Raw genomic sequence first — 24,523 nt, 5'->3', positions numbered from 1 at the left:
AGAGAAATTAATTACAAAGACACCCACGCTAAGAAAAAGGGTGTTAAACAGCGCTAAAAACAAGGTACATGTAATGAGCAAGTACGAAGACGAAACAACATATGCAATAGGTGAACTCGCGCGAGAGTTTGACATTACTCCTCGTTCAATTCGTTTTTATGAAGAGCAAGGGCTAATGTCCCCGTCCAGAACTGGGCAGAATCGTGTTTATTTAAACAAAGACAGAGTGCGCTTAAAGCTTATCTTGCGCGGAAAACGCTTAGGTTTTTCCCTTGCTGAAGTCAAAGCACTGTTCGACATGTACGACACTAACCCCAACTCGGCCATTCAGCTAGAAGCCATGCTTGAAATGACTGAGCAAAAAAGAGCAGTGCTTAAACAACAATTAGAAGATATCCAGATGTTAATGACAGAGCTGGATGATGTTGAAGCACGTTGCCGTGAAGAACTCGCAGAATTGAAACGAGGAAATATCGCATGAACACCTCCTACCCTACTTTGAATTTTGGACTTGGTGAAGACATCGAGATGTTACGTGACCAGGTCTACCAATTTGCACAAAATGAGATTGCTCCTCTTGCTGAACAAGCAGACGCAGATAACCAATTCCCAAATCAACTGTGGACTAAGCTTGGTGATATGGGTTTATTGGGTGTAACTGTTTCAGAGCAGTACGGTGGTTCTGACATGGGCTATCTCGCCCACACTATTGCTATGGAAGAGGTTAGCCGCGCTTCAGGTGGTATCGGATTGAGCTACGGCGCACACTCAAACCTATGCGTTAATCAAATTTTCAAAAACGGTAACGACGCTCAGCGTGAAAAGTACTTGCCTAAGCTAGTAAACGGTGAACACATCGGCGCGTTAGCAATGAGTGAGCCTAACGCAGGTTCTGACGTCGTTAGTATGAAATTAAAAGCTGAAAAGCGCGGCGACAAGTACATTCTCAACGGTAACAAAATATGGATTACAAACGGTCCTGATGCACATACTTTTGTTATCTACGCTAAGACTGACCCTAACGCGGGGCCGAGAGGGATCACAGCGTTTATCGTAGAGCGCGATTTTCCTGGCTTCAGCCGCGCACAGAAACTAGACAAACTTGGTATGCGCTCGTCTAACACTTGCGAGTTAGTGTTCGAAGATTGCGAAGTACCTGCCGAAAATATTCTTGGCAAAGAAGGCGAAGGCGTTCGTGTACTAATGAGCGGCTTAGATTACGAACGTCTTGTTTTATCCGGCGGCCCACTCGGCATTATGCAATCATGTATGGATATTGTTGTTCCTTATATTCACGACCGCCAGCAGTTTGGTCAATCAATTGGTCAATTCCAACTGGTACAGGGCAAAGTCGCTGATATGTACACGCAAATGAATGCTGCGCGCGCGTATGTTTACACCGTTGCACAGTCATGCGATCGCGGTGAGACAACGCGCAAAGATGCGGCTGGCGCGATTCTATACTCAGCAGAACTCGCCACAAAAATGGCATTAGATGCCATTCAGCTGCTTGGCGGTAACGGTTATATCAACGAATACCCGACGGGGCGCCTATTACGTGATGCCAAGCTATACGAAATTGGCGCGGGAACGTCTGAAATCCGCCGTATGCTAATAGGCCGCGAGCTATTCAACGAATCGAAGTAAATGGGGATTACGGGTGGAAGGCAAATTCTACTGAACAAAGAAAGATTAAACGCTGTTTGTTTTATAGAAATTAGCAAGACACCCACCCTAAGATTTATTAGGACATTTACGAAAGCTGAACTTTATTTACAGGCCAATGAATTACAAAGACACCCATCGCAACGAAAATGCTTGGCATGGGTGTCTTGCTAATCGTCATGCTAACTAGTGGCTAAGCGACAACGATCGCCTATGCCCAACACAAGGAGGGGTTATGCCCGTTCTTCGCTCAAGTATAAATACGAAGTCCGAAACATTTATCGCAAACACCGAGAATATGCAGGCTCAGGTAAATGATCTTGTCGAAAAAATAGAACAAATTTGCAAAGGTGGCGGTGAGAAAGCGGCTGAACGCCACGTGTCACGGGGAAAACTTCTACCTCGTGACCGAATCAATGCACTGATTGACCCAGACACACCTTTTCTAGAAATAGGCCAGTTGGCCGCATGGGAAGTGTATGACGATTATGTTCCCTGTGCAGGAGTTGTTGCGGGCATAGGAATTGTTGCTGGCATCGAGTGCATGATTGTAGCTAATGATGCTACTGTGAAAGGCGGTACTTACTACCCTCTAACCGTTAAAAAGCACCTTAGAGCACAAACAATTGCAGAACAGAATAACTTACCTTGTATCTATCTAGTGGATTCAGGTGGTGCTAACTTACCTCGCCAAGATGACGTATTCCCAGACAGAGATCATTTCGGCCGCATTTTCTTCAACCAGGCGAATATGTCTGCAAAGAATATTCCTCAAATTGCGGTCGTTATGGGCTCCTGTACAGCAGGCGGCGCTTATGTTCCTGCTATGGCTGATGAAAGTATTATCGTTAAAGAACAGGCGACTATTTTCTTAGGTGGGCCACCACTTGTTAAAGCAGCGACAGGTGAAGTGGTAACTGCAGAAGCACTTGGTGGCGGAGACGTCCACACTAGAATTTCAGGGGTTGCTGATCAGTTAGCCAACAATGACCATCATGCACTTTCTCTAGCCCGAAATGCTATCTCAAGGTTAAACCGGAAGAAACCTCAAAACCTAGACGTGGCCGAGATAAAACCTCCACGCTACGACACAAAAGAGATATATGGCATCGTGCCTGCCGATAGTCGCCAGACTTACGACGTGAGGGAAATTATTGCTCGAATCGTTGATGATTCAGATTTTGATGAATTCAAACCCCTTTATGGCACTACCCTTGTTTGTGGGTTTGCACGCATATTCGGTTTCCCTGTCGGCATTGTTGCGAACAACGGCATACTTTTCGGTGAAAGTGCGCTCAAAGGCGCTCATTTTGTCGAGCTTTGCGCCATGCGGAAAATCCCCCTCGTATTTTTGCAAAACATCACCGGCTTTATGGTTGGCAAGCAATACGAGCACGGTGGAATTGCAAAACACGGTGCCAAAATGGTAACCGCGGTAGCGTGCGCTAATGTACCAAAACTCACTGTGCTTATCGGCGGAAGCTTTGGTGCAGGTAACTACGGCATGTGCGGCAGAGCCTATGACCCACGTTTTCTTTTCATGTGGCCAAATGCTCGCATCTCTGTAATGGGCGGTGAGCAAGCGGCTGGCGTTTTAGCTCAAGTAAAACGCGACCAAAAAGAGCGTTCTGGCGAATCTTGGAGCGCAGAAGAAGAAAAAGCATTTAAACAACCCGTTATTGATACCTACGAAAAGCAAGGACATCCATACTATGCATCTGCAAGGCTTTGGGACGATGGCGTTATTGACCCGGCGGATACGCGATTAGTGCTTGGGCTATCGCTGTCAGCGACCCTCAACAAGCCTATCGAAGACACTCATTTTGGCATATTTAGAATGTAGGAGTTCGGGTTATGGAACAATCAGTTATTTACAGCGTAGATGATAAAAACATTGCCACTGTCACCTTAAACAGGGCCGATAAACACAATGCCTTCAACGATGAAATGATAATCGAGCTGACTCGTTTGTTTAAAAAAGCGGGCGAAGACGAGAACGTACGCGCCCTTATTTTAAGAGCTGAAGGTAAGAGTTTTAGCGCAGGCGCCGATCTTAACTGGATGAAAAAAATGGCCAGTTATACCGAAGCACAAAATGAAAGTGACGCTCTTGCATTAGCAACCATGCTACAGACGCTTTATAAAATGCCAAAGCCCACAATAGCTAGAGTACAAGGCGCAGCTTTCGGAGGCGCAGTAGGTTTAATTGCCTGTTGCGATATTGCTATTGGAAGTAAGCTCAGCAAGTTTTGCTTAAGCGAAGTTAAAATAGGCCTTATTCCAGCGACGATCAGCCCTTACGTTGTTGAGGCAATGGGGGCACGTGTATGCCGACGCTACTTTCAAACCGCTGAAGTGTTTTCTGCGCGTAGAGCACGAAGACTAGGTCTATTGAGCGAATCAGTTACTGAAGATGAGCTAGATAGCACTATCAACGATATTTTATCAAACATATTGAAAAATGGCCCCCAAGCAGTGGCGAAAGCAAAAGGCTTGGTGCAATGGGTGTCTACGCAAGACATTGATGATGCCCTTCTCGCAAAAACGAGCAAACTTATTGCACAAGTTAGGACTTCTGATGAAGGCCAAGAAGGTTTGTCAGCTTTTTTAGAAAAGCGCAGTGCGTCATGGGTGGAGGTACAAAATGATAAATAAATTACTAATTGCAAATCGTGGCGAAATAGCCTGCCGCGTTATAAAGACAGCCAACGCACAAGGTATTAAAACCGTAGCTGTTTATTCAGACGCCGATGAGAATGCACTTCATGTACAAATGGCTGACGAAGCAGTTTATTTAGGGCCATCTCCGTCAAAAGAAAGTTACCTACGTGGTGAACTCATCATTGAGAAATCGAAAGAACTTGGCGTGGATGCTATTCACCCAGGTTACGGCTTTCTGTCTGAAAATGCTGAATTTGCAAATCTGTGCGCAGAAAACAATATTATCTTTGTAGGTCCACCCGCATCTGCAATAGAAGCGATGGGTTCGAAATCTGCCGCGAAGCACATCATGGAAAAAGCAGGCGTTCCATTGGTTCCAGGCTATCATGGCGACGAACAAAGTGAAGCGGTGTTGAAAGGCGCTGCCGATGAGATGGGCTACCCGGTGCTTTTAAAAGCCGCAGCTGGTGGCGGCGGTAAAGGCATGCGCCAAGTGTGGAGCGAGAAAGAGTTTTCTCAGGCTTTAAACGCCGCTAAACGTGAATCTATGGCCAGCTTTGGCGACGACCACATGCTGGTTGAAAAGTACCTTACGCGCCCTCGTCATGTTGAAATACAAGTTTTCTGTGACACCCATGGTAACGGTGTATATCTTTTCGAGCGTGATTGCTCGGTTCAACGCCGTCACCAAAAGATTATTGAAGAAGCTCCTGCTCCCAATATGTCTCAGTCAGTAAGAGAGAAAATGGGTGAAGCAGCGTTACTGGCAGCCAAAGCCATTAACTACGTAGGTGCGGGAACAGTTGAGTTTTTACTTGATGAAGACGATTCATTCTACTTCATGGAAATGAACACACGCTTGCAAGTAGAACATCCAGTGACAGAAATGATCACCCGTGAGGATTTGGTTCACTGGCAATTAACTATTGCTGAAGGCAAACCGCTTCCTAAGCAACAAAAGGAACTCACGCTAACAGGACACGCATTCGAAGCACGTATTTATGCTGAAGATCCGAACAACGAGTTTCTACCTTCCACCGGCACGCTGTGCTTGTTGCGCACACCAAAAGAAAATGACGTAGTTCGCGTTGATACTGGTGTCGTTGAAGGAGACGAGGTAAGCGTATTTTACGACCCTATGATTGCCAAGCTCGTAGTTTGGGGAGAGAACCGTGAGATAGCCCTCAAGCGCCTAATTAGTGCGCTGGGCGACTACTATATTGACGGTGTAAGCACTAATATTGACTTCCTAAAGCGCGTCGCTACCCATCCTGCATTCGGTGCTGCTGAGTTGACAACTACATTCGTTGAAAAGCATAACGATTCGTTGTTTAACCATGTAGCTAGCGAAGACACCCATTCTAATATCCCAGCAATGGCATTACTTTCCCTAGTAAGTAGAAAAGTTACCTTGAGTAATCGCACACCTGAAGTATGGTCCACTGCAGATGCGTGGCGGTCTAATGGAAATCACCAAGAAACTCTAACGTTGCTTTGCGGCCAAGAAGAGGTCGGTGTTGAGGTAAAACATCAACTACACGGGAATCGGCCTGTCTGGGACCTAACGGTAGCTAACGAAAGCTTCGAAGTAAGTGGCAAAATCATAGATAACACGCTGAAAGCGACAATCAATGGATACAAATCAACTTTTTCGTTTTCAGACAATGATGGGGGGTTTACTCTTTTTAACAAAGACACCCATGCTAAGTTTAGTGTAGTTTCGCCCTCGTTAGGTGATGATAACAGTGATGGTGATGATGCCAATTTAAGTGCTCCTATGAATGGAACAATAGTCGCGCATTTAGTTGAGAAAGGTCAGCAGGTTAAGAAAGGTGCTCCAATTTTAGTCATGGAGGCGATGAAGATGGAGCACAGTATTATTGCGCCACACAACGGCTCAGTAGAAGAGTTCTTCTTCAACCCAGGTGAATTAGTGGATGGTGGGGCCACGCTATTGGCGTTTTCGACTGAAGAAGCAACCGAGGTTTAATGTGACGTTTCCTAAAGAAGTAAGTATTGTCGAAGTCGGCCCTAGAGACGGCCTTCAGAATGAAAAACAGACTTTAAGTGTCGAACAAAAGGTAGAGCTTATAAAGCTTCTATCAGAAACTGGTCTCAACCGTATAGAGGCTGGTAGCTTTGTGTCGCCCAAATGGGTGCCTCAAATGGCGAATTCAGGTGAGGTTATTAAAGCGCTCAATTTAAAGGCGAATATCCGTTATTCTGCGTTGACACCCAACCTTAAGGGGCTAGAAGCGGCCATAGAATCAGGAGTAAAAGAGGTTGCTGTATTTGGAGCAGCATCTGAGTCGTTTTCACAAAAGAATATCAATTGCTCAATTAGCGAAAGCTTAAAGCGTTTCGAAGCACTGTTTGAACTAGCCAACCACAATAAAATAAAAGTCAGAGGTTATGTCTCGTGTGTAATGGGCTGTCCTTATGAAGGTAAAGTCTTACCTACTGCTGTTACACAGGTCAGTAAGGCGCTGATTGACATGGGGTGTTACGAGGTTTCACTAGGGGATACTATTGGGGTGGGCACTCCAAAATCAACTAGTTTAATGCTTGATGATGTACTAAAAGAGATCGATGTCAGCAAAGTTGCAGCTCACTTTCACGATACTTATGGGCAGGCATTAGTCAATTTGTATACGGCGCTAGGATATGGAGTTTCTACCATAGATTCGGCTGTTGCAGGACTAGGGGGTTGCCCTTATGCCAAAGGGGCCAGCGGTAACGTCGCAACAGAAGATGTCCTGTATATGTTGAATGGCATGGACATTTCCACAGAAGTGGACATGAATAAGCTGCTTGTAGCCTCGTCGTATATTTCTGACGTATTGGGTCGCTCGCCCGTATCAAAATCAGCCAACGCGCTGATGGCCAAATAACCTTTCGTAATTGTGGCGTGCGCACACGACCACATCTAACAAAGACACCCATTATAAGCGTCAAGAGAATTATTGGGATGGGTGTCTTTGTAAACTTCAAGAAAATGGATGCGTCTTCAAACTTTCTTAGAATGGATGTCTCTGTAAGCTTTTGTAAGCTAAGCTGTTCCACTGTGATTGATGCGCAATCATGAAAACCGCTCCTTTGTTCAGGTCACAGAGCAGCACCTCAGATGGTAAGGTCTGTTCAAGTAATATGACCTTGCTGGATGGAACAAAGTGGCACAAAGCAGAAAGTCCCTCATCAGTCTTCAAGACACACCTTACTATCACTGTATATCTCGGTGCGTAAGACGCAGCTACCTTTGCGGGTACGACCGACATAATAATGTTAGTTACGAGCATAGAAAATCTTGGGTAGAGAAAAGGCTTCTATTTTTAAGTAAAGTTTTCTCAATAGACATTTGTGCTTATGCTGTCATGAGCAACCACGTTCATGTTGTTTTATGCGTAAACAAAAGCGCAGCTCTTTCCTGGCCGACGCAGACTGTTTTACAGCAGTGGCATAAAATGCACAAAGGCACCCTGCTCACTCAAAAATACATGAAGGGCGAATTACTTAGCGATAGTGAATTAGATGCAGTTCAAGCTACAGCAGAAGTTTATAGAAAACGTCTCTTTGATATCAGTTGGTTCATGAGGAATTTAAATGAGTTTATTGCAAGAAAAGCCAACAAAGAGGACAACTGTACAGGTAGATTTTGGGAGGGGCGCTTTCGTTCACAGGCTTTATTAACTGAAAAGGCTCTACTTTCCTGTATGACTTATGTCGATTTAAACCCAATTCGTGCAAAGGCTGCAACAAACATACAGAACTCGTATCACACAAGTATACATACCAGGCTAGCTTCAAACGCATTGAATAGCAAACCGATTAAAGGGCTAATTCCTTTTAAAAGTCAAAGGATAAGTAAAAATCACCTTTGCTTAAATTTCACCCTAAACAACTATTGTGAGCTTCTTAATGATTCTATTAAGTTACTCCTTGATAGCAATAAAGAAACCGTTACTCAAGAAAGCAATAACGACATAAAGCTAATAGGTCTCGGCAAATCTCATTGGCTCAAAGTCATCAATGATTTTGAAAACACTTTTTCTTTTGCTGCAGGAGACACAGCATCCATGCAGAAATTCAAAGAACGCACTCATAGAAAGCGGATGGCCAAACAGAAAGCAGCATCGCTCTGCTTCGACCTTAAATCTACTTCTCAGAGGGTAGAATTACAGTCATAACAACTGCCACCAAAAGTACTCCTGCCATAATATAGACTACTGAAAATGGTAAAACAGGGGTTAGCGCAGCGTAAAGAGCGCCAAATGCTAATAGAATTACTCCTATCGCAGTGTTAGAAAAACCGACTAATTCAGTTCGCTCATGGCCATCTTTAACATCTAAACTATATGTTTTTCTCCCTGTCCGCACTCCTGTATGAGCAATTGAAAGCAAAAAGAATAGAAATGCCGATGTGACAATAGAGCTGGACTGCGAGTAAAGAAGCCCTCCACATGAACACAATGCCAGCAAACCAGATAACCTTAGTGTTAATTTTGCACTTTTATCAGCAAGCCTCCCCCAAATAATTGAAGATAAAAGTGCAGCTGCAGCCTCAGCACCTATATAAACTGGAAGCAACTCTTGCGCATCACCATTTTTTTCAATCATGAAATAAGGAGCCACGAGCGCCGAATGCACGAAAAGCCCCCTAACAAAAATAAATTTATAAACAGTAGAGTCAAAGTTAATACTAAACGTTTTCTCTTCGTCACTACCGGTGTCCACACTTGTCTTGATGGGCCACACACATACCAAGGTCAAAACAAAGGAGATTAAGCTTCCACTTAAAATTAGCAAAAGTACGTTTGAAGAAAGGCTGCCATCTAATATAACCAGAGGTATTGAAATTACTAGTGTAACTACCCCAGAAATAGTAGACGCCAAGCCTATCAAATTGCCGCGTTCTCCTTTTGCCGCAACATCTGCTTCCATATCTTTAACAGTTAACGAACACGCTGAACGACCTAAACTTAGAAATATAAGAGAGGTTAGGAGCAAAGCGCCTGCTGTGAAACCAGAGAAGAACACGACCGAAAATAGCATTCCGAGTACAGCAAATGCCTGAATTGCCATACCAATGCGCCAAACGATATGCCGCTGCGCGTGTTTTCGAAGATAAACGCTGATAAGAACCTGGGGTAGAAGCGCACCTGATTCTCTGATAGGAACTAACCATCCCACCATCCAAAGTGGAGCACCAACACTTAGGAGCACTGCCGTCAATGTGGTCTTAGCTGATATTAATAGGTCGGCAAGCTTATTAAGAGAAAGGCCGGCAATAAGGAGATTTTTTTCTTTCATGGACAATGCCACGTACCGTAAACCAATTCACTGCTTACGGCACTTTTATATTTTCAGATCAAAATGTTGCGCATATCAACCGTTGTTTTCAACCAGCACCTTAAGGTTTTCAAGCCCCATTTCGAAATCTGGGCCAATCATACTATCCATCATCAGCGCGAAATATTTATTTACTGGATTATTGTCGACCGAACCTTCATCTCTCCAAGTTACTATAGAACCGTCGACTGTAGATTCTATTTCGACCACACCGGATGAGCCCATGTCAAAATCAGGAAAATATAAACGATAGAGAACGCGTTTGTTGTGCTCTAGTTGCGTGATTTCCATCTCGCCATTCCCTTCCGTTTCACTCATCCATTCCGAACGCATCCCAATAGCCCTATCTGGACCAGAATAATCAAGCTTCATGTTTGGATCGCGTTTAAACCACACTCCCCACTTCTGCCATTCTTTTAAATCAACGACATACGGATATATCTCAGAAGGCTCGGCGTCTATACTAACTTTCCTTTCCACACTATATTCATTTGGAATAAAAAAGCTTGTAATTACAAACAATAGAATTACAACACCAACCATCACTAGAACTTTCTTTAATGCACCCATCTGAGACTCCACAAAAAACAGTTATTCAAATATAACATCTAATTAACAAATGTCACTTAGTGTCGCATTTAACGCTTTCGCGAAATTACCGTTAGATAGACACCCAACCATCTATTTTTAACGGAGTTAAAGGTTTTTCGGCGTACAGGTACCTTTCATGTGTTCGTAATTTTAATTGGATATCTCATTAAATATGTAGATATTCGTAGTGCTAGATGAGTGTCTTTCTAAATCCTTCTAATACAGGCTACTTCGCCTTTCCCTTGTGATAGTGGATACCTCGACTATGCTTTATGAGTATAAATTGTATGATGGGTATCTTGCTTAACCCTTCTTTCTTATCCCTTAGGAAAGAAGGTCGATGTTGCGATGGATGTCTCGTTTAGAACACTTATAGTATACAGTCAATGTTGCGATGGGTGTCTTGTTTAGAACACTTATAGTATACAGTCAATGTTGCGATGGGTGTCTTGTTTAGATATGTTTAGAAAGACCGTAAAGCAACAAAAAATTCAAAAATTTAACCATTTCATCACAAAGCAAGAAAATCGCACTGTTATTATAAATTATCTTGTGTAATATGGGTTTAGGTTATCAGTAAAGCCTGTTCAGTAGGGCCTTTCATGCATAGCGCTATCATCGCAACACCTCGTTTTCTTTTTATATTTCTATCGATACACAGTTGTCGCTTTTTTACAGGAGTTTTTAGGAAATGGCAGATCAAAGTTCTCGTTACATCAGTAACCTCACCCGCGATACATATGCGCTTATTTTAGCTGGGGGGAAAGGTTCAAGACTACACGAGCTCACTACTTGGCGAGCCAAACCCGCGCTTTATTTCGGCGGTAAATTTAGAATCATCGACTTTCCCCTATCAAATTGTGTTAACTCAGGCATTCGAAGAATTGGCGTCGTCACTCAGTACAAGTCTCACTCCTTAATTCGCCACTTGGTCAGAGGTTGGGGGCACTTCAAGAAAGAACTCGGCGAATCAGTTGAAATTCTTCCGGCGTCTCAACGCTTTTCCGACAGTTGGTATGAAGGCACCGCCGATGCTGTTTTTCAAAACATCGACATCATCCGTGATGAACTGCCAAAATACGTAATGATCCTATCAGGTGACCATATCTATCGCATGGACTACGGTGATTTGCTCGCTAAGCACAAAGAGTCTGGTGCCAAGATGACAGTATCTTGTATGTCAGTACCTTTAGAAGAAGCAGCGGGTGCTTTTGGTGTGATGTCCGTAGATGAAAACTACCGTATTAATGGTTTTGAAGAAAAACCTGCCAACCCTACCCCGCTTCCGAACGACCCCACGCGCTGCCTAGCCTCTATGGGCAATTATGTATTCGACACCGAGTTTTTATTTGAACAACTGCGAGTAGACTCTGAAAATATGGGGTCTCAGCGTGATTTTGGTAAAGACATTATTCCATCAATAATTGCTGACCATCCCGTATATGCCTACCCATTTGAGCAAAGTGGCGGAGATAACGCTTACTGGCGTGACGTAGGTACAATTGATTCGTTCTGGGAAGCCAATATGGAGATGGTAGCGCCAGTACCTCAGCTTAATCTATACGATAGAAAATGGCCTATTTGGACGTACCAAGAACAACTACCGCCTGCTAAGTTTGTATGGGAAGATCATGACAGACGTGGTGAAGCTATTAACTCTGTTGTATCCGGTGGTTGCATCATATCTGGTTCTACCCTTCGTTCTTCTATTTGTTTTTCTAACGTACGTGTACACTCATACGGGTTAATAGAAGATGCCGTCATCCTTCCAGACGTTGAAATTAAACGCCATTGTAAGTTGAAAAAGGTGATTATTGATCGCGGCTGCGTTATACCAGAAGGAACGACCATTGGTTACGACCACGAACAGGATAAAGCACGAGGCTTCCGTGTCTCAGAAAAAGGCGTGGTACTTGTAACACGTGAAATGCTAGGCCAACCAGTGGGTGGACTAAGCGCCTCAAGCAAACAGGGTTAATAAACCTTTCAAAAGCCTATAAGATTGATTTTGGCGCCTACCGTCAAAATCAATCTCAAATAAACCGGCTGAACCTTTAATTACTTAGCCCAATTTATGTGACCAACAAGCGAACCCACCCGTTCAATCCGCCTCACTGCTCCACCTTGTAAAGGTTTGCTCAATAAAGCTCGCTACCGCTTCAGGATGCTCTAACGGGAACATGTGACCACCATCTAATACCACATGTTCAATTGCATTATGCTTCATTAGTCGCGAGTACATTTCAGGCTTACATACATTACTGCTGCTACCCGTCGCCAATACTGCTGGGCACTTAAGCTTTCCTTTGTATTTCCCGAGGTTATGAGGCACATTGCGGAATAAATCAGCTTCTACGTCAGCCCGAAATGTAAGTGAGATATTGTCTCCCTTAGTCTCTGTAACAGACTTCACGTAGTCTCTTACGCATCGTTTATCCATATCTCTAAATAGTGCTTTGCCATGAAAGTACGCAACCATATCGGTATTGCTTGGCCAACGTGTATTACGCGTTTGTGCGAGTTTTGCAGGCGTTAGCTTATTAATTAAAGGCGTATGTTTAGCGAATTTAAAAAAGTAACTCAATGGGCCAACCACTAGCGGCGGGTCGAATAAAATAACGCCCCGAAATAGCTCAGGCGCCTCACATGCCGCCATGTAGGTAATTACGGCGCCAAACGAATGCCCTACACCGTAAACACCGCGTGGATCTTTGCTTTCTTTCTTAATATGTTTGATGAGTTCTTGAACCTGATTTCGCCAGTTGCCATTTACGGGAAGCTGAGGGTCGTGGCCAAATCGCTCAACGTGCAAACGGTTGAAGTGGCTGGGTAACGCCGAAAACATGGCATTATAGCTTCCTGCAGGAAACCCGTTCGCATGGGCAAAATGAAAACTCAACTCTGACGAGGACACCTATACACTCCTTCACATTCAAACAATAAAGGGGCCTATAATCAGCCCCTTACCATGAAATATCGATAATACTACAAGCCCCTAGATTCTGCCATTTCCCAATCTTTTACAATCTTCGTGCTTGTCCATAAGAACACAGCAATTGAAATGGCGTAAGGAACTACTAGGTAAATCAAAGCTTGCCTTAATGCCTCAGTCTCGCCTAAAGACGGCACCAGCGCTTGGCTTATAATACCGGTAAGTGTAGGGCCACCACCTAGCGCAATTATATTTAAAACAAAGAAGAAGAGTGCCGTCGACATCGCCCTTACGTTTATCGGCGCAAGGGTTTGTGCCATTGCAAAACTAGGTCCTAAGTAAGAGCCACTTGTAAATAACAGCAGCGCCATAAGCCCAACCGACAGCCACAAATCTTGAACTTGTAAAGATGCATAGAAGGCAGGCACACCGATAATAAGCGCGATAGCAGGTAGTAATGCATAAGCTTTCTTATTGTGCTTGCCCCACCTGTCAGCTACATAGCCACCTAACCACACGCCCAATGCGTATGCAGTACCGTTGATAATGCCAAATACAATAAGAAGTTGTGTAATATCTAGCCCTGCAAATGCTCGCACGTAGTAATCTATGACCCAAGTCGATATTGCATAGTTACCGAACGAACCAAATGAAATACCCAATGCCATCCCCCACCACGTAGGTATTTTTAGCAGCATTTTCAATGACGATTTAACACTGGGCTTATTCGCGTCATCTGCACTTGGCGCAGAAACTGTTCTAGCAGGCTCTTTTACCGTCAACTTCAGCAAAATAGCCAGTATTACTCCAGGTATACCCACGCTGTACATTACCGTACGCCAGTCGGCAGATCCGCCCTGTAAAAAGAACGCTGAGGCAAAAAACGCCAGCATTACACCAAATGGAATGCCTAAAGAATAAATAGCCAGAGCTCCAGCGCGTTTTTCTTTAGGGAAAAGGTCAGAAATAATACTGTGCGATGGTGGGCTGCCCCCAGCCTCTCCAATACCTACACCAATACGAGCAATAGCGAGTTGCATGTAGTTGGCTGCCAATCCAGATGCTGCAGTAAAGCCACTCCAGAGCGTTAATGATATTGCGATGATATTTACCCGGCTATAACGGTCTGCAAGCCAAGCAATTGGGATACCCATTACAGTATAAAGTAACGCGAAGTAGATGCCTTTAAGCCACCCCAACTGAGCGTCATCTAACCCAAGATCGGCTTTAATGAAGGGCGATAATATTCCGATAATTTGCCTATCTATAAAGTTAAAGGCATACACTAAGGTTAATATGAACAGAACGTAATTGCGGTAACTTCTAGATGTTCCAGCTTCATTAGCGGGAATACCTTCAACGTGCGTATGGGCCATAACAGTCCTTTTGAGTGACGATATCCCAGTCTACGCAGCTGGTAAAAAAATACACAACTAATTGTTACTTATTTGTTAACATAACGAAAATTTCTAACTCAGGCTTTTCGTTCCACAGCGCTTAATGTACGATGACACCCACTTAACTCATCAGACCAGACAAGCCAATATGACAGTAGATGAATTGCTCAATATTCCCCAACTATCACAAACATCGGAAAATACCTGGAAAGTTGACGGGCTCGTCATTCCTAAAACTTGGGGTCAAGGACGAACGGCGTTTGGCGGCATTTCTGCCGGTATGCTGTATACCGCTGTGAAACAACAAGTAACTGATAATCGGGTGTTACGCTCTTTTACTACTAACTTTGTTGGCCCTTTGTCCCTCGAAGCCCCCTTCTCTATCGAAGTTACCCTATTAAGAACGGGTAAAAATGTTTCACAGTATACCGCGCATGCCATTCAAGACGGCAAAAGCTGCGTCTTTTCCCAAGCGTGTTTCGGGGTCGCTAGAGAATCTGGTATTAAGGTAGAAAATAACGAAAGGCATGATTTGCCTTTGCCTAACAAGGCGAAATTTATCCCACAAATACCTAAAGTTACGCCAAAGTTTTTACGTTACTTCGACTTAGCCATTGAAGATGGCGGTATTCCTTTTACGCGAAGAAAAACAAGCCACTACCACGGATTCATGCGGTTTAAACAAGCACCTGCGGCGATAACTGATGCACACATCATTACCATGATTGATGCCTGGCCGCCTACGCTATTGCAAATGATGAAATTGCCGGCACCTGCTAGCACGGTTAGCTGGAATTTAGAATTTATCCACCCGCATAAGCCGGTGAGCCCTACCGATTGGTTCGGCTATAAAGCCCATACTAGACAAGCAGCTGACGGTTATGGTCACACGGAAGCGACAATTTGGGATAAAGATAACGAAGTCATTGCAATAAGCAGACAAACCGTAGCGATTTTTGACTAATCGCTACGGCATTAGCTGTGGCTAAAGGCGTTTAGCCTTAATAGAGCATAAACGCGTTAGGATTAAACAAGGAAATAACCGAAATACATTGAAGGTTAGTTATATCTAGCGCGTCTTCCAAATCCTCGCGATTTAGCGACAACGCCTCGTGCATCTCAGGTTTTAAATTGTGATAGCTTGGATAAATTTCTGGATTTACGTTATCTAGTGCTAGCACGTAAGAAAGCTGTAGAATTTTATCTTCTACATTTGTCTCTACATCTTCGCCTTTGTGAATACTGGCAATAGGCGTATAAATTGAACTAGGGATTTCCCATTTTTCAATCAGTCTTGCCGACAGGTCTGCGTAAGTAAATCCTAATACGCCAAATTGAAGCTCTGCTGGGCTTACCCGTGCATTAAACGCCTGACAACGGGTTGCCGACTCAGGAAAAAGCGAAACAGTAACTAGCTCTCCAATATTGTGAAGCAGCCCGGAAACGAAAAGTCTTTCGGGCTCTCTAATATTGCGCATATCGGCAAAATACTTGGCCAATAACCCGCAAGAAACGCTTTGTTCCCAGAACTTGTCTAAGTCTATTGCTTGGCCATTTACTTCGCTAAAAGCCTGACTTACACCATAGGCAAGCGCCAAGTCGTAGGTCGAACGGGTCCCCACCACCTGGATAGCCCTTGTTATGGTGTCAATCTTATTGGGAAAACGATAGAGTGCTGAGTTTGCCACTCTAAGCAGCTGGGTAGCCAATGACGGGTCGAAAGCAATGATATCGCCAATATCGTCAATGCTTGAAGCTTCATCGTCCATACAAGCTTTAAGTCGCGTTACCGAGTCTGGTAAAACAAAGAGGTCTTCCGCTTTCGAAACTAATTCATCTAAATTCATTCGTGCACTCTCTTCAATGCAGTCTTTGTCATTGTCGTGTTCAAGGCACCTCCATTCGCCATGAGCTTAATTAAGGTATAGGCGTTAAAACTAAAGAGGTCAATTAATATCGCCTAGTAAAAAAGTATGATTTCTTTACTAATCAGGCAGTTAAAAAAACTCTTAAAAGGGTAACTATTAATTAATGTTTCTTTGTAATTATAGGCTGTTTTTCCAACCCTGAGCATTATCAATTTAGGTAATACCCTAGACTACGATACACCTTTGGAGTTCCTTTAACATGCCGGAACGTCGCGTATTATAACGAGCAGCTTGTTTTTACAAACCTAAAATTCTTTTTCAAAGAAAAACTTAGGGTAATTACCTATAAGAATTAGAATTTCTAAGGCAGAGCCCCTTTTATTAATGACGTGCGTAGTTTTGTGATAGCATTTGCCGCAAAATAACGGTGCAGTTCAGGCACATTTTTGAATAAGAGTTGTAACCCATACCATGTTAAATGTTGTTGTAGTCGGCTATGTGTGGCCCGAGCCAAATTCCTCAGCCGCTGGGCAGAACATGCTCTCTATTATTGAGCGTTGCTTAGCCGCTAACTTCAACGTGACTTTCTTAACAGCCGCCACCGACAGCGAGCACAAAGCCGATCTTCTAGCCATGGGGGTAAATGTTCAGCCTGTGGCGCTAAACTGCAGTTCATTTAACACTCTTATTGCAGAGATAGCCCCAGACGTCGTTATTTTTGATCGCTATATGACTGAAGAACAGTTTTCTTGGCGAGTAAAAGAAGTTTGCCCGAATGCGCTAAGAGTGCTTAATACTGAAGATTTACATAGCCTTCGCCAAGCACGACATGAAGCGGTAAAAAAGCATGGCGATGCAAGCCTAGCGCATCTACATAGCGAACTGGCCCAAAGAGAAATTGCGTCGATTATTCGAAGCGATCTAACCTTGGTTATTTCAAAAAAAGAAATGGCGTTATTGACTGAACACTACGGTGTATCTTCAGCGCAACTTCAGTACCATCCTCTCGTAGTTGGCCGTTCTATTAGCCCTGCCCCATCTTTTGAGCAACGCTCACATTTTATCCATATTGGTAACTTTCGCCATGCGCCAAATTGGGACGCGGTTTTGCAATTAAAGCAGCATCTGTGGCCTTCAATCAAAAAAGCATTGCCTCATGCTGAATTACATATTTACGGCGCTTACCCACCTAAGAAAGCAACGCAACTTCACAACGAGAAACAAGGGTTCTTAGTAAAGGGCTGGGCCAACGATGTTGAGTCTGTAATGATGAATGCCAAAGCCCTTATTGCACCCTTACGATTCGGCGCGGGGATAAAAGGAAAATTGCTGGATGCGATGCGCTGCGGTACGCCTAGTATCACGACCTGGATTGGCTCAGAAGGTATTGCTGAAAATAGCGTCGATGTAAACAGCGACATTACTGCAAAAGTAGAAAACGAGGTTAAAAGTTCGCAGTCTGCACTATGGCCTGGTACTCTATGCGATGCCGATACTTCTAATGCGGCGGTTATTCAAGACTACGTTGAAAAGGCCGTAGCGCTTTATGAGGATAAAAATACATGGCGTTTAGCTAATGAATACACGGCTAGTTTGTTAAGCGAATTTAAACAGCAGCAGCCAGAAGTGCCGTTTATTGAAAGAATAAGTGAGTTAAAACAAGGGCTAGATAAACATAGAGATGCTTTGTTTATGCAAAGTTTGTTGTGGCATCAAACGCTTGCAGCAAGTAAATATATGAGCCAGTGGATTGAAGCAAAAAACAAGTAGAGGGGCGAGAAAGAAGCGCCTATACGCCCTTCAACTTTGCTATCACTGACTTTATTCCGTTGCCTCGCGACTGACTTAGATATCGCTCTAACTGGCAGCGAGACAAGTAACTTTCGAAGTCAAAACTTTCACGCTGCGCTTCGGACAAGGTATTGGCTTTTTCAAGTAATACTGCAAGTACACCCCGAATCACCTTACTTGGTGAAAATGCCATTATACCGCCTTGTTCCGTTGAATATGCCATCCACACAGGGCTCTCACACCCTTCAACAGCTGTGTCTGAAGAACGTTCGTCTAGAGGGAGTGGCGTTAAAGATTTACCCGCTAACATAAGTGTGCGAGTGAAATCATCCCACCCTTTCGAAGCGGCAAGCGATGAAGCTAAAGGAAGCAAAGTTTCATCCGAATTCATCTGCTATAAGCCCAGTTTAGTTGCCGTTTAGTTCGGCAGCTAAATCTTCTGCGGTCATAACTAAGTTTTCAACGTCGCTTGTTGTTGGAAACATGACTAGTTCTACACCATTTTTTGTGAGACCAGGCAGCCAAGTTTCTGCAAATTCAGCCAATTCAACGCTTACGCATTGGCCTTCTATTTCATTTATGTCTACGAACTTTTGCGCCAAGTCGCGATGTGGGAATACGGGTAATTGAACACTCTCGCCGCCTTCGAACATAACAAAGCCTTCACTGCCCTGTATCATCCATATTTCTTTTGCTTTCGCTATATAGCTAACAACAAGTTCTTGTCGTTCTTCAGCACTTAGCTTCATTGCCTGCTCAATGACCGCATCGTTCAACTTGTCTGCAATTGTTTCTGGAAACACGCTTATTCACCTATCTCAAAATTTGGGGCAAGTATACCCGCACCAGCAAAAGGCGCAATGCAATAGTCACCAAAACCTTTCTTACAAAGACACCCACGCTAAAAACAACAAACTATCCTTACAAAGACACCCATGCTAAAAACAACAAACCATCCTTACAAAGACACCCATGCTAAAAACAACAAACCATCCTTACAAAGACACCCACCCAAACCAACAATCAACCGAGCTCATTTGAAATTATTTAGCTTTTCTTCAATTCACTACCGGTTACAGAGACACCCATGCTAAAGTAAAGCCCAATCGATAATGACTACTCAGCAACGACACCAAGATACTTATACCATGCGCAACCTTTTCACTGCTCTTAAGCAAGACACCCATGCAAACCACGATATTTTGGAAAATACTTTCCCATTTTCTATCTATCACAAAGACAGTTTGTTCGATGAAAAGGCATACCTCGCTATTTTAAAAATCATGAGTATGTTCCACCAAGCCGCGGCAAACGCCGTTCAACGAGCTGAACTCAAAGTTCCAGCCCTCTCATCGGTGGCTTCGATGATAAACAGTGATGCAATTCAAGATGCGCTAAATCAAGACATTGTTGCGCTTACCAAAGATTCACTTAACAAAGACACCCACGCTACAGGTACATACACAGACCAGGCTTACAAAGACACCCACCGCAACAGACCATCTATGCCAGACAGCAGCTCGCCCACCAGCCAAGCTATTTCAGCTATATACGTATGGTTAGGCTCATCGATGGGTGCGAATATCATTGTTCGAAGGCTAAACGCCATGGAGCGCGATATACCTACAAACTATTACCAAGCAATGGCTGGGTGTGCGAAAGCATGGGTGTCATTCAAACTAGAAGTCGAAAAGTTACTCCCTGAACTCGATTTAGAAAGTGAAAGCTTTGTTGCAGATGCAGTAAAAGATGCGAATGCATGGTTTGAATATCTGATTTCATTAGCTGATGCTGACATACACGACAGCACTAGTCAGGCGGTTGAAGTTAGTTAGCATAGCGCAGTTAAAAACAAAGGCTATTTCCGCTTTTTAGGCAGAAATCGCGCGGTAATTCGTTTCAATCACACCCACCGGCATCACCGGGCGACGCACAAGCTGCCTAGCTATAAATAAACTTAATCCATCCAATCGACTGAATGCATTAATATATCGGTAGTTCTTCGTTAAGCGCTTGCTTAGTTTCTGATAGAATTAACGCAACCTTGAAACAACAAAAACATAAACATGAAAGTAATCTCATTTAATATAAACGGCATACGCGCCCGCTTGCACCAACTACAAGCGGTTATTGACGCTCACCAACCAGACATTATTGGTTTGCAAGAAATTAAGGTTCACAACGAACAGTTTCCAGTAGAAGCAGTGGAAGCCATGGGCTACCACGTTTATTTTCACGGGCAGAAAAGTCACTACGGCGTAGCGTTTTTAGCAAAGAAAGAAGCCCTCTCCGTGTCTATGGGTTTTCCTACCGACGAGGAAGATGCCCAGCGTAGAATGATCATCTTAAAAACCACTGATGAATCTGGCGAACCCGTAACTATCCTTAACGGTTACTTTCCTCAAGGTGAAAACGAAAAGCACGAAACAAAGTACCCAGCTAAGCGCAAGTTTTATAAAGACTTAATGACGTATTTGAATGAGAACCACACGCCGGACGAAAACGTCATTGTGATGGGCGATGTGAACATCTCCCATACAGATCTAGACATTGGCATTGGTGAAGAAAACAAAAAGCGCTGGTTGAGAACAGGCAAGTGTAGCTTTTTACCGGAAGAGCGCGAATGGTTGAATACACTCATCGACTGGGGCTTTGAGGATAGCTTTAGAACACTTAACCCTGAAACTAATGACAAGTTTTCGTGGTTCGACTATCGCTCAAAAGGGTTTAACGACAACCGCGGCCTTCGCATTGACCTAATACTGGCTACAAAAACTTTGCATTCACGCCTGCACGATGCTGGCATTGATTATGAATTAAGAGGCATTGAAAAGCCGTCCGACCACGCCCCAATTTGGGCTGAATATAGCCGATAGCGAATAAAGTAGCCCCATATAAGGAGTACCAGTGAGTTCATTACAGTTGTTGGCATTGCTAATCTATGGCGCGTTTTTGCTGGGCGCGGCTAAGCACATCGACTTTACTCACTTTGCTCGCAACAAACAGCAGCAACACCTTATGTTCGGCACTGCTGCTTCTCTATTTGTGCTTTGGTTGTTTAAGGCAGGGATTTTTGAAGGCTTAGATGTTCATTTTCTAGGCCTTTCTGTCCTCACCCTCATGTTGGGCTTTAGAAATGCAATTATTGCCTCGTTTATCGCGCTTTTGGGGGCAAACCTCATAGGTTACGGCACGTGGGAAAACTTCGGTGTGAATGGTCTGCTTGGAACTATTTTACCAATTGGAACAACCTATCTTTTCTACATGCTGTCTTTCCACCATATCCCCAGACAACTGTTTGTATATATTTTTGTGTGTGCTTTTTTTCCCGCCGCACTATCAATCGCACTTAAAACTTTATCGCTAGGCGCCTTCTATTATTTTGAAGGTACGTATACTTGGGACATCGTTTTCGATAACTATATTTTACTAATTCCGCTATTGGTGTTTCCAGAAGCTCTTCTAAACGGAATGGCTATTACTCTACTCGTTATTTACCAGCCAACTTGGGTGTATACCTTCCACGACAAATTTTACCTCGATAATTAAACTCTTTACCTCATCAAATCACTTCACTTATTAAACTAAAAGTTAATAAGCTTTTTCTAATTTCAACCTATGATTAAAGAGTGAAGTCGAGTGGTAGAGCTAAATGAAAATTCAGACATTTGCATTACAGTGCGACGGTACTGCATGCGTAACATCGCAACTAGAGAGTATTTTAGCCGATGAAAGGCCTTCACTACTCATCGGTTACGGCAATACCGATTTATCATTAGATACACTTACAAGAACTATAACCGATACAGCGCTACCATTTTTTATTTCTAGTTCTTGCTTAGGCGCATTGCTTTGCGATAACAACATGGCTTCGCCTAGTTGCGACTTAGCCTTGTTCTGTATTAACGATGACAACGGGGCTTACGGTGTAGGCAGTGCAGACATTACTGAATGCAGCCCATTTAAAGCGGGAGCTGTATCGCTGCAAAAAGCATTGGCAAATGCAGAAAGACCCTATGAAAGTCCAGCACTTATCTGGTGCTCGCTTCCCCCTGGCAATGAAGAAAGCATACTCGAAGGTTTTGCCAGCGTTGTAGGAACAAAGGTTCCTATCTTCGGGGGCTCAATGGCAGATAATACTGTTTCAGGCAATTGGTGCACAGTAACAACGGCTTCCTCAGGGCCTCAAACCGTTGCCGTAGCAGTTCTATACCCTTCAACACCTTTGGGTTTAAGCTATAGCTCTGGTTACAAACCTACTGAGACTGTGTTTAAAGCCACTACTGCCAAAGGGCGACAACTTCACCAACTCGATAATGGTAAAGCCAGCACTATCTACAATAATGCGACTAATGGCTTGATTGCACAACAGCTTAACGGCGGGCAAATATTAGGACTTACTTCATCAGCCCCTTTGGGCAAGCCAGTTGAGCTGGACAATGGCGCAGTAAACTATCTTCTCTGCCATCCCGACTCGGTAGACGAAGATGGGACCCTTCATGTTTTTTCCGAAGTACAAGAAGGCGAAGAGCTGGTTTTAATGGAAGGAAATATTACAAGCCTCACCTCTCGTGCAGAGCGTGTTATCAATAATGCAATTATGCTGCTTCCGGAAAACAAAACGCCCGTTGGCGTATTGATGATTTATTGCGCCGGATGCCGGCTAATGGTTGGCGATGAGATAAACGCCATGTTGAACTCGTTACAAAAAACGTTTCCTTCGCTACCTATTTGTGGCCCGTTTACGTTTGGCGAACAAGGGCGATTTTTAGACGGCAAAAACAGACACGGTAACCTCATGATATCAGCGGTAGTGTTTTCCCAATGAATAAAGATTACGAAAACGTTTTAGAAGATCTGGCCCTTGTTTACCGCTTGAAACAACAAGCTGAGGCTCATAAAAAAGAAAGCGATGCATTGCTAGAAGGCACCCGGGTGCTGCTTACCGCTGAGGATGAAATAGATCTTTACAAGAAGATGTTTAGCGTTTTTAAGGGGCTTTACAACTACGAAGTATGCTTTGTGCTAGAGAATGAAAGCGCGGGCAAAATGAAATGTATAAATAGTACACATGACACTTTACTTGATACTGTTTGGGAGATAGACGATACCCTTTCTAGAGCCGTCAAAAGTGAACCCGTTGCATTGTTTAACGTTCAGCAACAGCCTACTTGGCAACAGCACTTGCCATTATTTGAAACTTCAGTCACATCGGTGCTTTATTGTCCGTTTAACGTACATCAGCAGCAGGCCGTTATTGTTTTTTGTCATCAATCTCTGGGGTACTACACCCAAGAATACGTAAATATGGCCAACAGATATCGCACCTTTACGGAACAAATGGCAATGGGGATGCAGGCCAAGTTAATGACGCTGGAAACGGTGAGGCTGAAAGAAGAAAAAGCCAAAGTTGAAAAGAGCCTTATCGATTCTGAAAAAATGGCTTCTCTAGGGTTATTAGCAGCAGGTGTAGCCCACGAAATAAATAATCCGATAGCGTTTATCAATAGTAACATTCACTTTTTAAGAAACGTATTGCCTGCTCTATCTCAGATGCAGGACATAGTGTTGCAATTGGCATCAAGTACTAGCGACAAAGAAAGGTTCGAAATAGCGCAAAAAGCAATACGGTGGCAATCGCGCAATAAGATTGATTCACTAAGTGATGAAATTGCTGATATTTGTGGAGAATCCGAAGAAGGTTTAAACAGAGTCACTGACATAATCACCAGCCTTCGTTCATTTTCTCATGACGCCGACATGCTTGATGATGAAACTATTAATGTAAATGACTGTATTGCGCATGCCTTGAGGTTAGTAAATAGCGAATTAAAGCACCGCATTAAAATTCAACAGCACTTAACGGAAGTCCCTCTAATAAAAGGGAAAACCGGAAAGTTAAATCAGGTGTTGGTGAACCTTTTTGTCAATGCTGCGCAAGCGATGGATGATGGAGGCAAGCTAACCGTCTCTTCCTTTGAAGAAGATAACCATACCGTTATCACCATAAAAGACACGGGTTGTGGTATAGAAAAACACGCTCTGCAAAAACTTTTCGAGCCGTTTTACACCACTAAGCCTACAGGTAAAGGAACTGGTTTAGGACTTTATATTTCTTTTTCTATTGTTGAGGCCATGGGTGGCACTATTGCCGTAGATAGCGAGGTTAACGTGGGCACTACGTTTACGCTCTCGTTTCCAACGAATTTAGCCAATAAAAAAACCGCACAATCGTGCGGTTTAGATACGTTCGATAGCGATTCGTAATCGCT

The 24,523-nt window shown here is 43.6% G+C and carries 22 protein-coding genes; 15 read left to right on the top strand and 7 right to left on the bottom strand.

The window, feature by feature from the left end:
• The first annotated feature begins 73 nt into the window (after positions 1-73).
• From ACXAGK_RS09660 to ACXAGK_RS09630, 7 genes are all read left to right on the top strand, one after another.
• Positions 74-481 carry a MerR family transcriptional regulator gene (locus ACXAGK_RS09660; RefSeq protein ID WP_474855976.1) on the top strand — a complete coding sequence of 136 codons (408 nt, stop codon included), beginning with the start codon at positions 74-76 and terminating at the stop codon, positions 479-481.
• Positions 478-1,647 (top strand): isovaleryl-CoA dehydrogenase, encoded by a 1,170-nt coding sequence (locus ACXAGK_RS09655; protein ID WP_474855974.1) that lies wholly within the window; start codon positions 478-480, stop codon positions 1,645-1,647. The genes ACXAGK_RS09660 and ACXAGK_RS09655 overlap by 4 nt, the downstream gene beginning before the upstream one ends.
• Before the next feature lie 253 nt (positions 1,648-1,900).
• The gene (locus ACXAGK_RS09650; protein WP_474855972.1) at positions 1,901-3,508 is read left to right on the top strand and encodes a carboxyl transferase domain-containing protein; all 1,608 of its coding nucleotides are present in this window, start codon (positions 1,901-1,903) and stop codon (positions 3,506-3,508) included.
• A gap of 11 nt (positions 3,509-3,519) precedes the next feature.
• Entirely contained in the window at positions 3,520-4,320 is an 801-nt protein-coding gene (locus ACXAGK_RS09645) for an enoyl-CoA hydratase/isomerase family protein (protein WP_474855970.1), read from the top strand.
• Positions 4,310-6,316 (top strand): acetyl/propionyl/methylcrotonyl-CoA carboxylase subunit alpha, encoded by a 2,007-nt coding sequence (locus ACXAGK_RS09640; RefSeq protein ID WP_474855968.1) that lies wholly within the window; start codon positions 4,310-4,312, stop codon positions 6,314-6,316. The genes ACXAGK_RS09645 and ACXAGK_RS09640 overlap by 11 nt, the downstream gene beginning before the upstream one ends.
• Positions 6,264-7,217: a hydroxymethylglutaryl-CoA lyase gene (locus ACXAGK_RS09635; RefSeq protein WP_474855966.1), complete on the top strand. Its 954-nt coding sequence runs from the start codon at positions 6,264-6,266 to the stop codon at positions 7,215-7,217. The genes ACXAGK_RS09640 and ACXAGK_RS09635 overlap by 53 nt, the downstream gene beginning before the upstream one ends.
• A gap of 279 nt (positions 7,218-7,496) precedes the next feature.
• Positions 7,497-8,510 carry a transposase gene (locus ACXAGK_RS09630; RefSeq protein WP_474855964.1) on the top strand — a complete coding sequence of 338 codons (1,014 nt, stop codon included), beginning with the start codon at positions 7,497-7,499 and terminating at the stop codon, positions 8,508-8,510.
• Here the strand turns inward: ACXAGK_RS09630 and ACXAGK_RS09625 are convergent.
• Both ACXAGK_RS09625 and ACXAGK_RS09620 read right to left on the bottom strand, forming a co-directional pair.
• Complete coding sequence (locus tag ACXAGK_RS09625) at positions 8,479-9,633, bottom strand: MFS transporter (protein ID WP_474855962.1); 1,155 nt, start codon at positions 9,631-9,633, stop codon at positions 8,479-8,481. The two genes, ACXAGK_RS09630 and ACXAGK_RS09625, sit on opposite strands and share 32 nt — an antisense overlap.
• 75 nt (positions 9,634-9,708) lie before the next feature.
• A complete protein-coding gene (locus ACXAGK_RS09620) occupies positions 9,709-10,242 on the bottom strand; it encodes an SRPBCC family protein (protein ID WP_474807357.1) in 534 nt (177 codons plus the stop codon).
• A 712-nt stretch (positions 10,243-10,954) separates the two neighbouring features.
• Here ACXAGK_RS09620 and glgC point away from each other — a divergent pair.
• Positions 10,955-12,241, top strand: coding sequence for a glucose-1-phosphate adenylyltransferase (gene glgC / locus ACXAGK_RS09615; protein WP_474855960.1), 1,287 nt, complete (start codon positions 10,955-10,957; stop codon positions 12,239-12,241).
• 123 nt (positions 12,242-12,364) lie between these two features.
• Here glgC and ACXAGK_RS09610 read toward each other — a convergent pair whose 3' ends face one another.
• Both ACXAGK_RS09610 and ACXAGK_RS09605 read right to left on the bottom strand, forming a co-directional pair.
• Complete coding sequence (locus tag ACXAGK_RS09610; RefSeq protein ID WP_474855958.1) at positions 12,365-13,177, bottom strand: alpha/beta fold hydrolase; 813 nt, start codon at positions 13,175-13,177, stop codon at positions 12,365-12,367.
• Between the two features lie 71 nt (positions 13,178-13,248).
• The gene (locus tag ACXAGK_RS09605) at positions 13,249-14,571 is read right to left on the bottom strand and encodes a spinster family MFS transporter (RefSeq protein WP_474855956.1); all 1,323 of its coding nucleotides are present in this window, start codon (positions 14,569-14,571) and stop codon (positions 13,249-13,251) included.
• 169 nt (positions 14,572-14,740) lie between these two features.
• Here ACXAGK_RS09605 and ACXAGK_RS09600 point away from each other — a divergent pair, with 169 nt between their 5' ends.
• Positions 14,741-15,556: an acyl-CoA thioesterase gene (locus ACXAGK_RS09600; RefSeq protein WP_474855954.1), complete on the top strand. Its 816-nt coding sequence runs from the start codon at positions 14,741-14,743 to the stop codon at positions 15,554-15,556.
• A 37-nt stretch (positions 15,557-15,593) separates the two neighbouring features.
• Here the strand turns inward: ACXAGK_RS09600 and ACXAGK_RS09595 are convergent, their stop codons facing one another.
• Complete coding sequence (locus tag ACXAGK_RS09595) at positions 15,594-16,439, bottom strand: HDOD domain-containing protein (RefSeq protein ID WP_474855952.1); 846 nt, start codon at positions 16,437-16,439, stop codon at positions 15,594-15,596.
• A 492-nt stretch (positions 16,440-16,931) separates the two neighbouring features.
• On the opposite strand from ACXAGK_RS09595, the gene ACXAGK_RS09590 reads away from it, so the two are divergent.
• On the top strand, positions 16,932-18,230 hold the full coding sequence (locus ACXAGK_RS09590) for a glycosyltransferase (protein ID WP_474855950.1): 1,299 nt from the start codon (positions 16,932-16,934) through the stop codon (positions 18,228-18,230).
• Between the two features lie 19 nt (positions 18,231-18,249).
• On the opposite strand, the gene ACXAGK_RS09585 is transcribed toward ACXAGK_RS09590, so the two are convergent.
• The gene (locus tag ACXAGK_RS09585) at positions 18,250-18,642 is read right to left on the bottom strand and encodes a SufE family protein (protein WP_474855948.1); all 393 of its coding nucleotides are present in this window, start codon (positions 18,640-18,642) and stop codon (positions 18,250-18,252) included.
• Between the two features lie 16 nt (positions 18,643-18,658).
• Positions 18,659-19,054 carry a DUF2750 domain-containing protein gene (locus ACXAGK_RS09580; RefSeq protein WP_474855947.1) on the bottom strand — a complete coding sequence of 132 codons (396 nt, stop codon included), beginning with the start codon at positions 19,052-19,054 and terminating at the stop codon, positions 18,659-18,661.
• Between the two features lie 309 nt (positions 19,055-19,363).
• Between ACXAGK_RS09580 and ACXAGK_RS09575 the strand changes: the two genes are divergently transcribed.
• From ACXAGK_RS09575 to ACXAGK_RS09555, 5 genes are all read left to right on the top strand, one after another.
• A complete protein-coding gene (locus tag ACXAGK_RS09575; RefSeq protein ID WP_474855945.1) occupies positions 19,364-20,086 on the top strand; it encodes a biliverdin-producing heme oxygenase in 723 nt (240 codons plus the stop codon).
• Positions 20,087-20,317: 231 nt separating this feature from the next.
• On the top strand, positions 20,318-21,127 hold the full coding sequence (gene xthA / locus ACXAGK_RS09570) for an exodeoxyribonuclease III (protein ID WP_474855943.1): 810 nt from the start codon (positions 20,318-20,320) through the stop codon (positions 21,125-21,127).
• 31 nt (positions 21,128-21,158) lie between these two features.
• Positions 21,159-21,800, top strand: coding sequence for an energy-coupling factor ABC transporter permease (locus ACXAGK_RS09565; RefSeq protein ID WP_474855941.1), 642 nt, complete (start codon positions 21,159-21,161; stop codon positions 21,798-21,800).
• A 103-nt stretch (positions 21,801-21,903) separates the two neighbouring features.
• Positions 21,904-23,079, top strand: coding sequence for an FIST signal transduction protein (locus tag ACXAGK_RS09560; protein WP_474855939.1), 1,176 nt, complete (start codon positions 21,904-21,906; stop codon positions 23,077-23,079).
• Positions 23,076-24,518: a sensor histidine kinase gene (locus ACXAGK_RS09555; RefSeq protein WP_474855937.1), complete on the top strand. Its 1,443-nt coding sequence runs from the start codon at positions 23,076-23,078 to the stop codon at positions 24,516-24,518. The genes ACXAGK_RS09560 and ACXAGK_RS09555 overlap by 4 nt, the downstream gene beginning before the upstream one ends.
• The last annotated feature ends 5 nt before the right edge of the window (positions 24,519-24,523 follow it).

The sequence above is a fragment of the Alteromonas sp. ABM1_013 genome (assembly GCF_056160505.1).
Note: the sequence above shows the minus strand (reverse complement) of the source record. Positions and strands in the feature narration are given on the sequence as shown.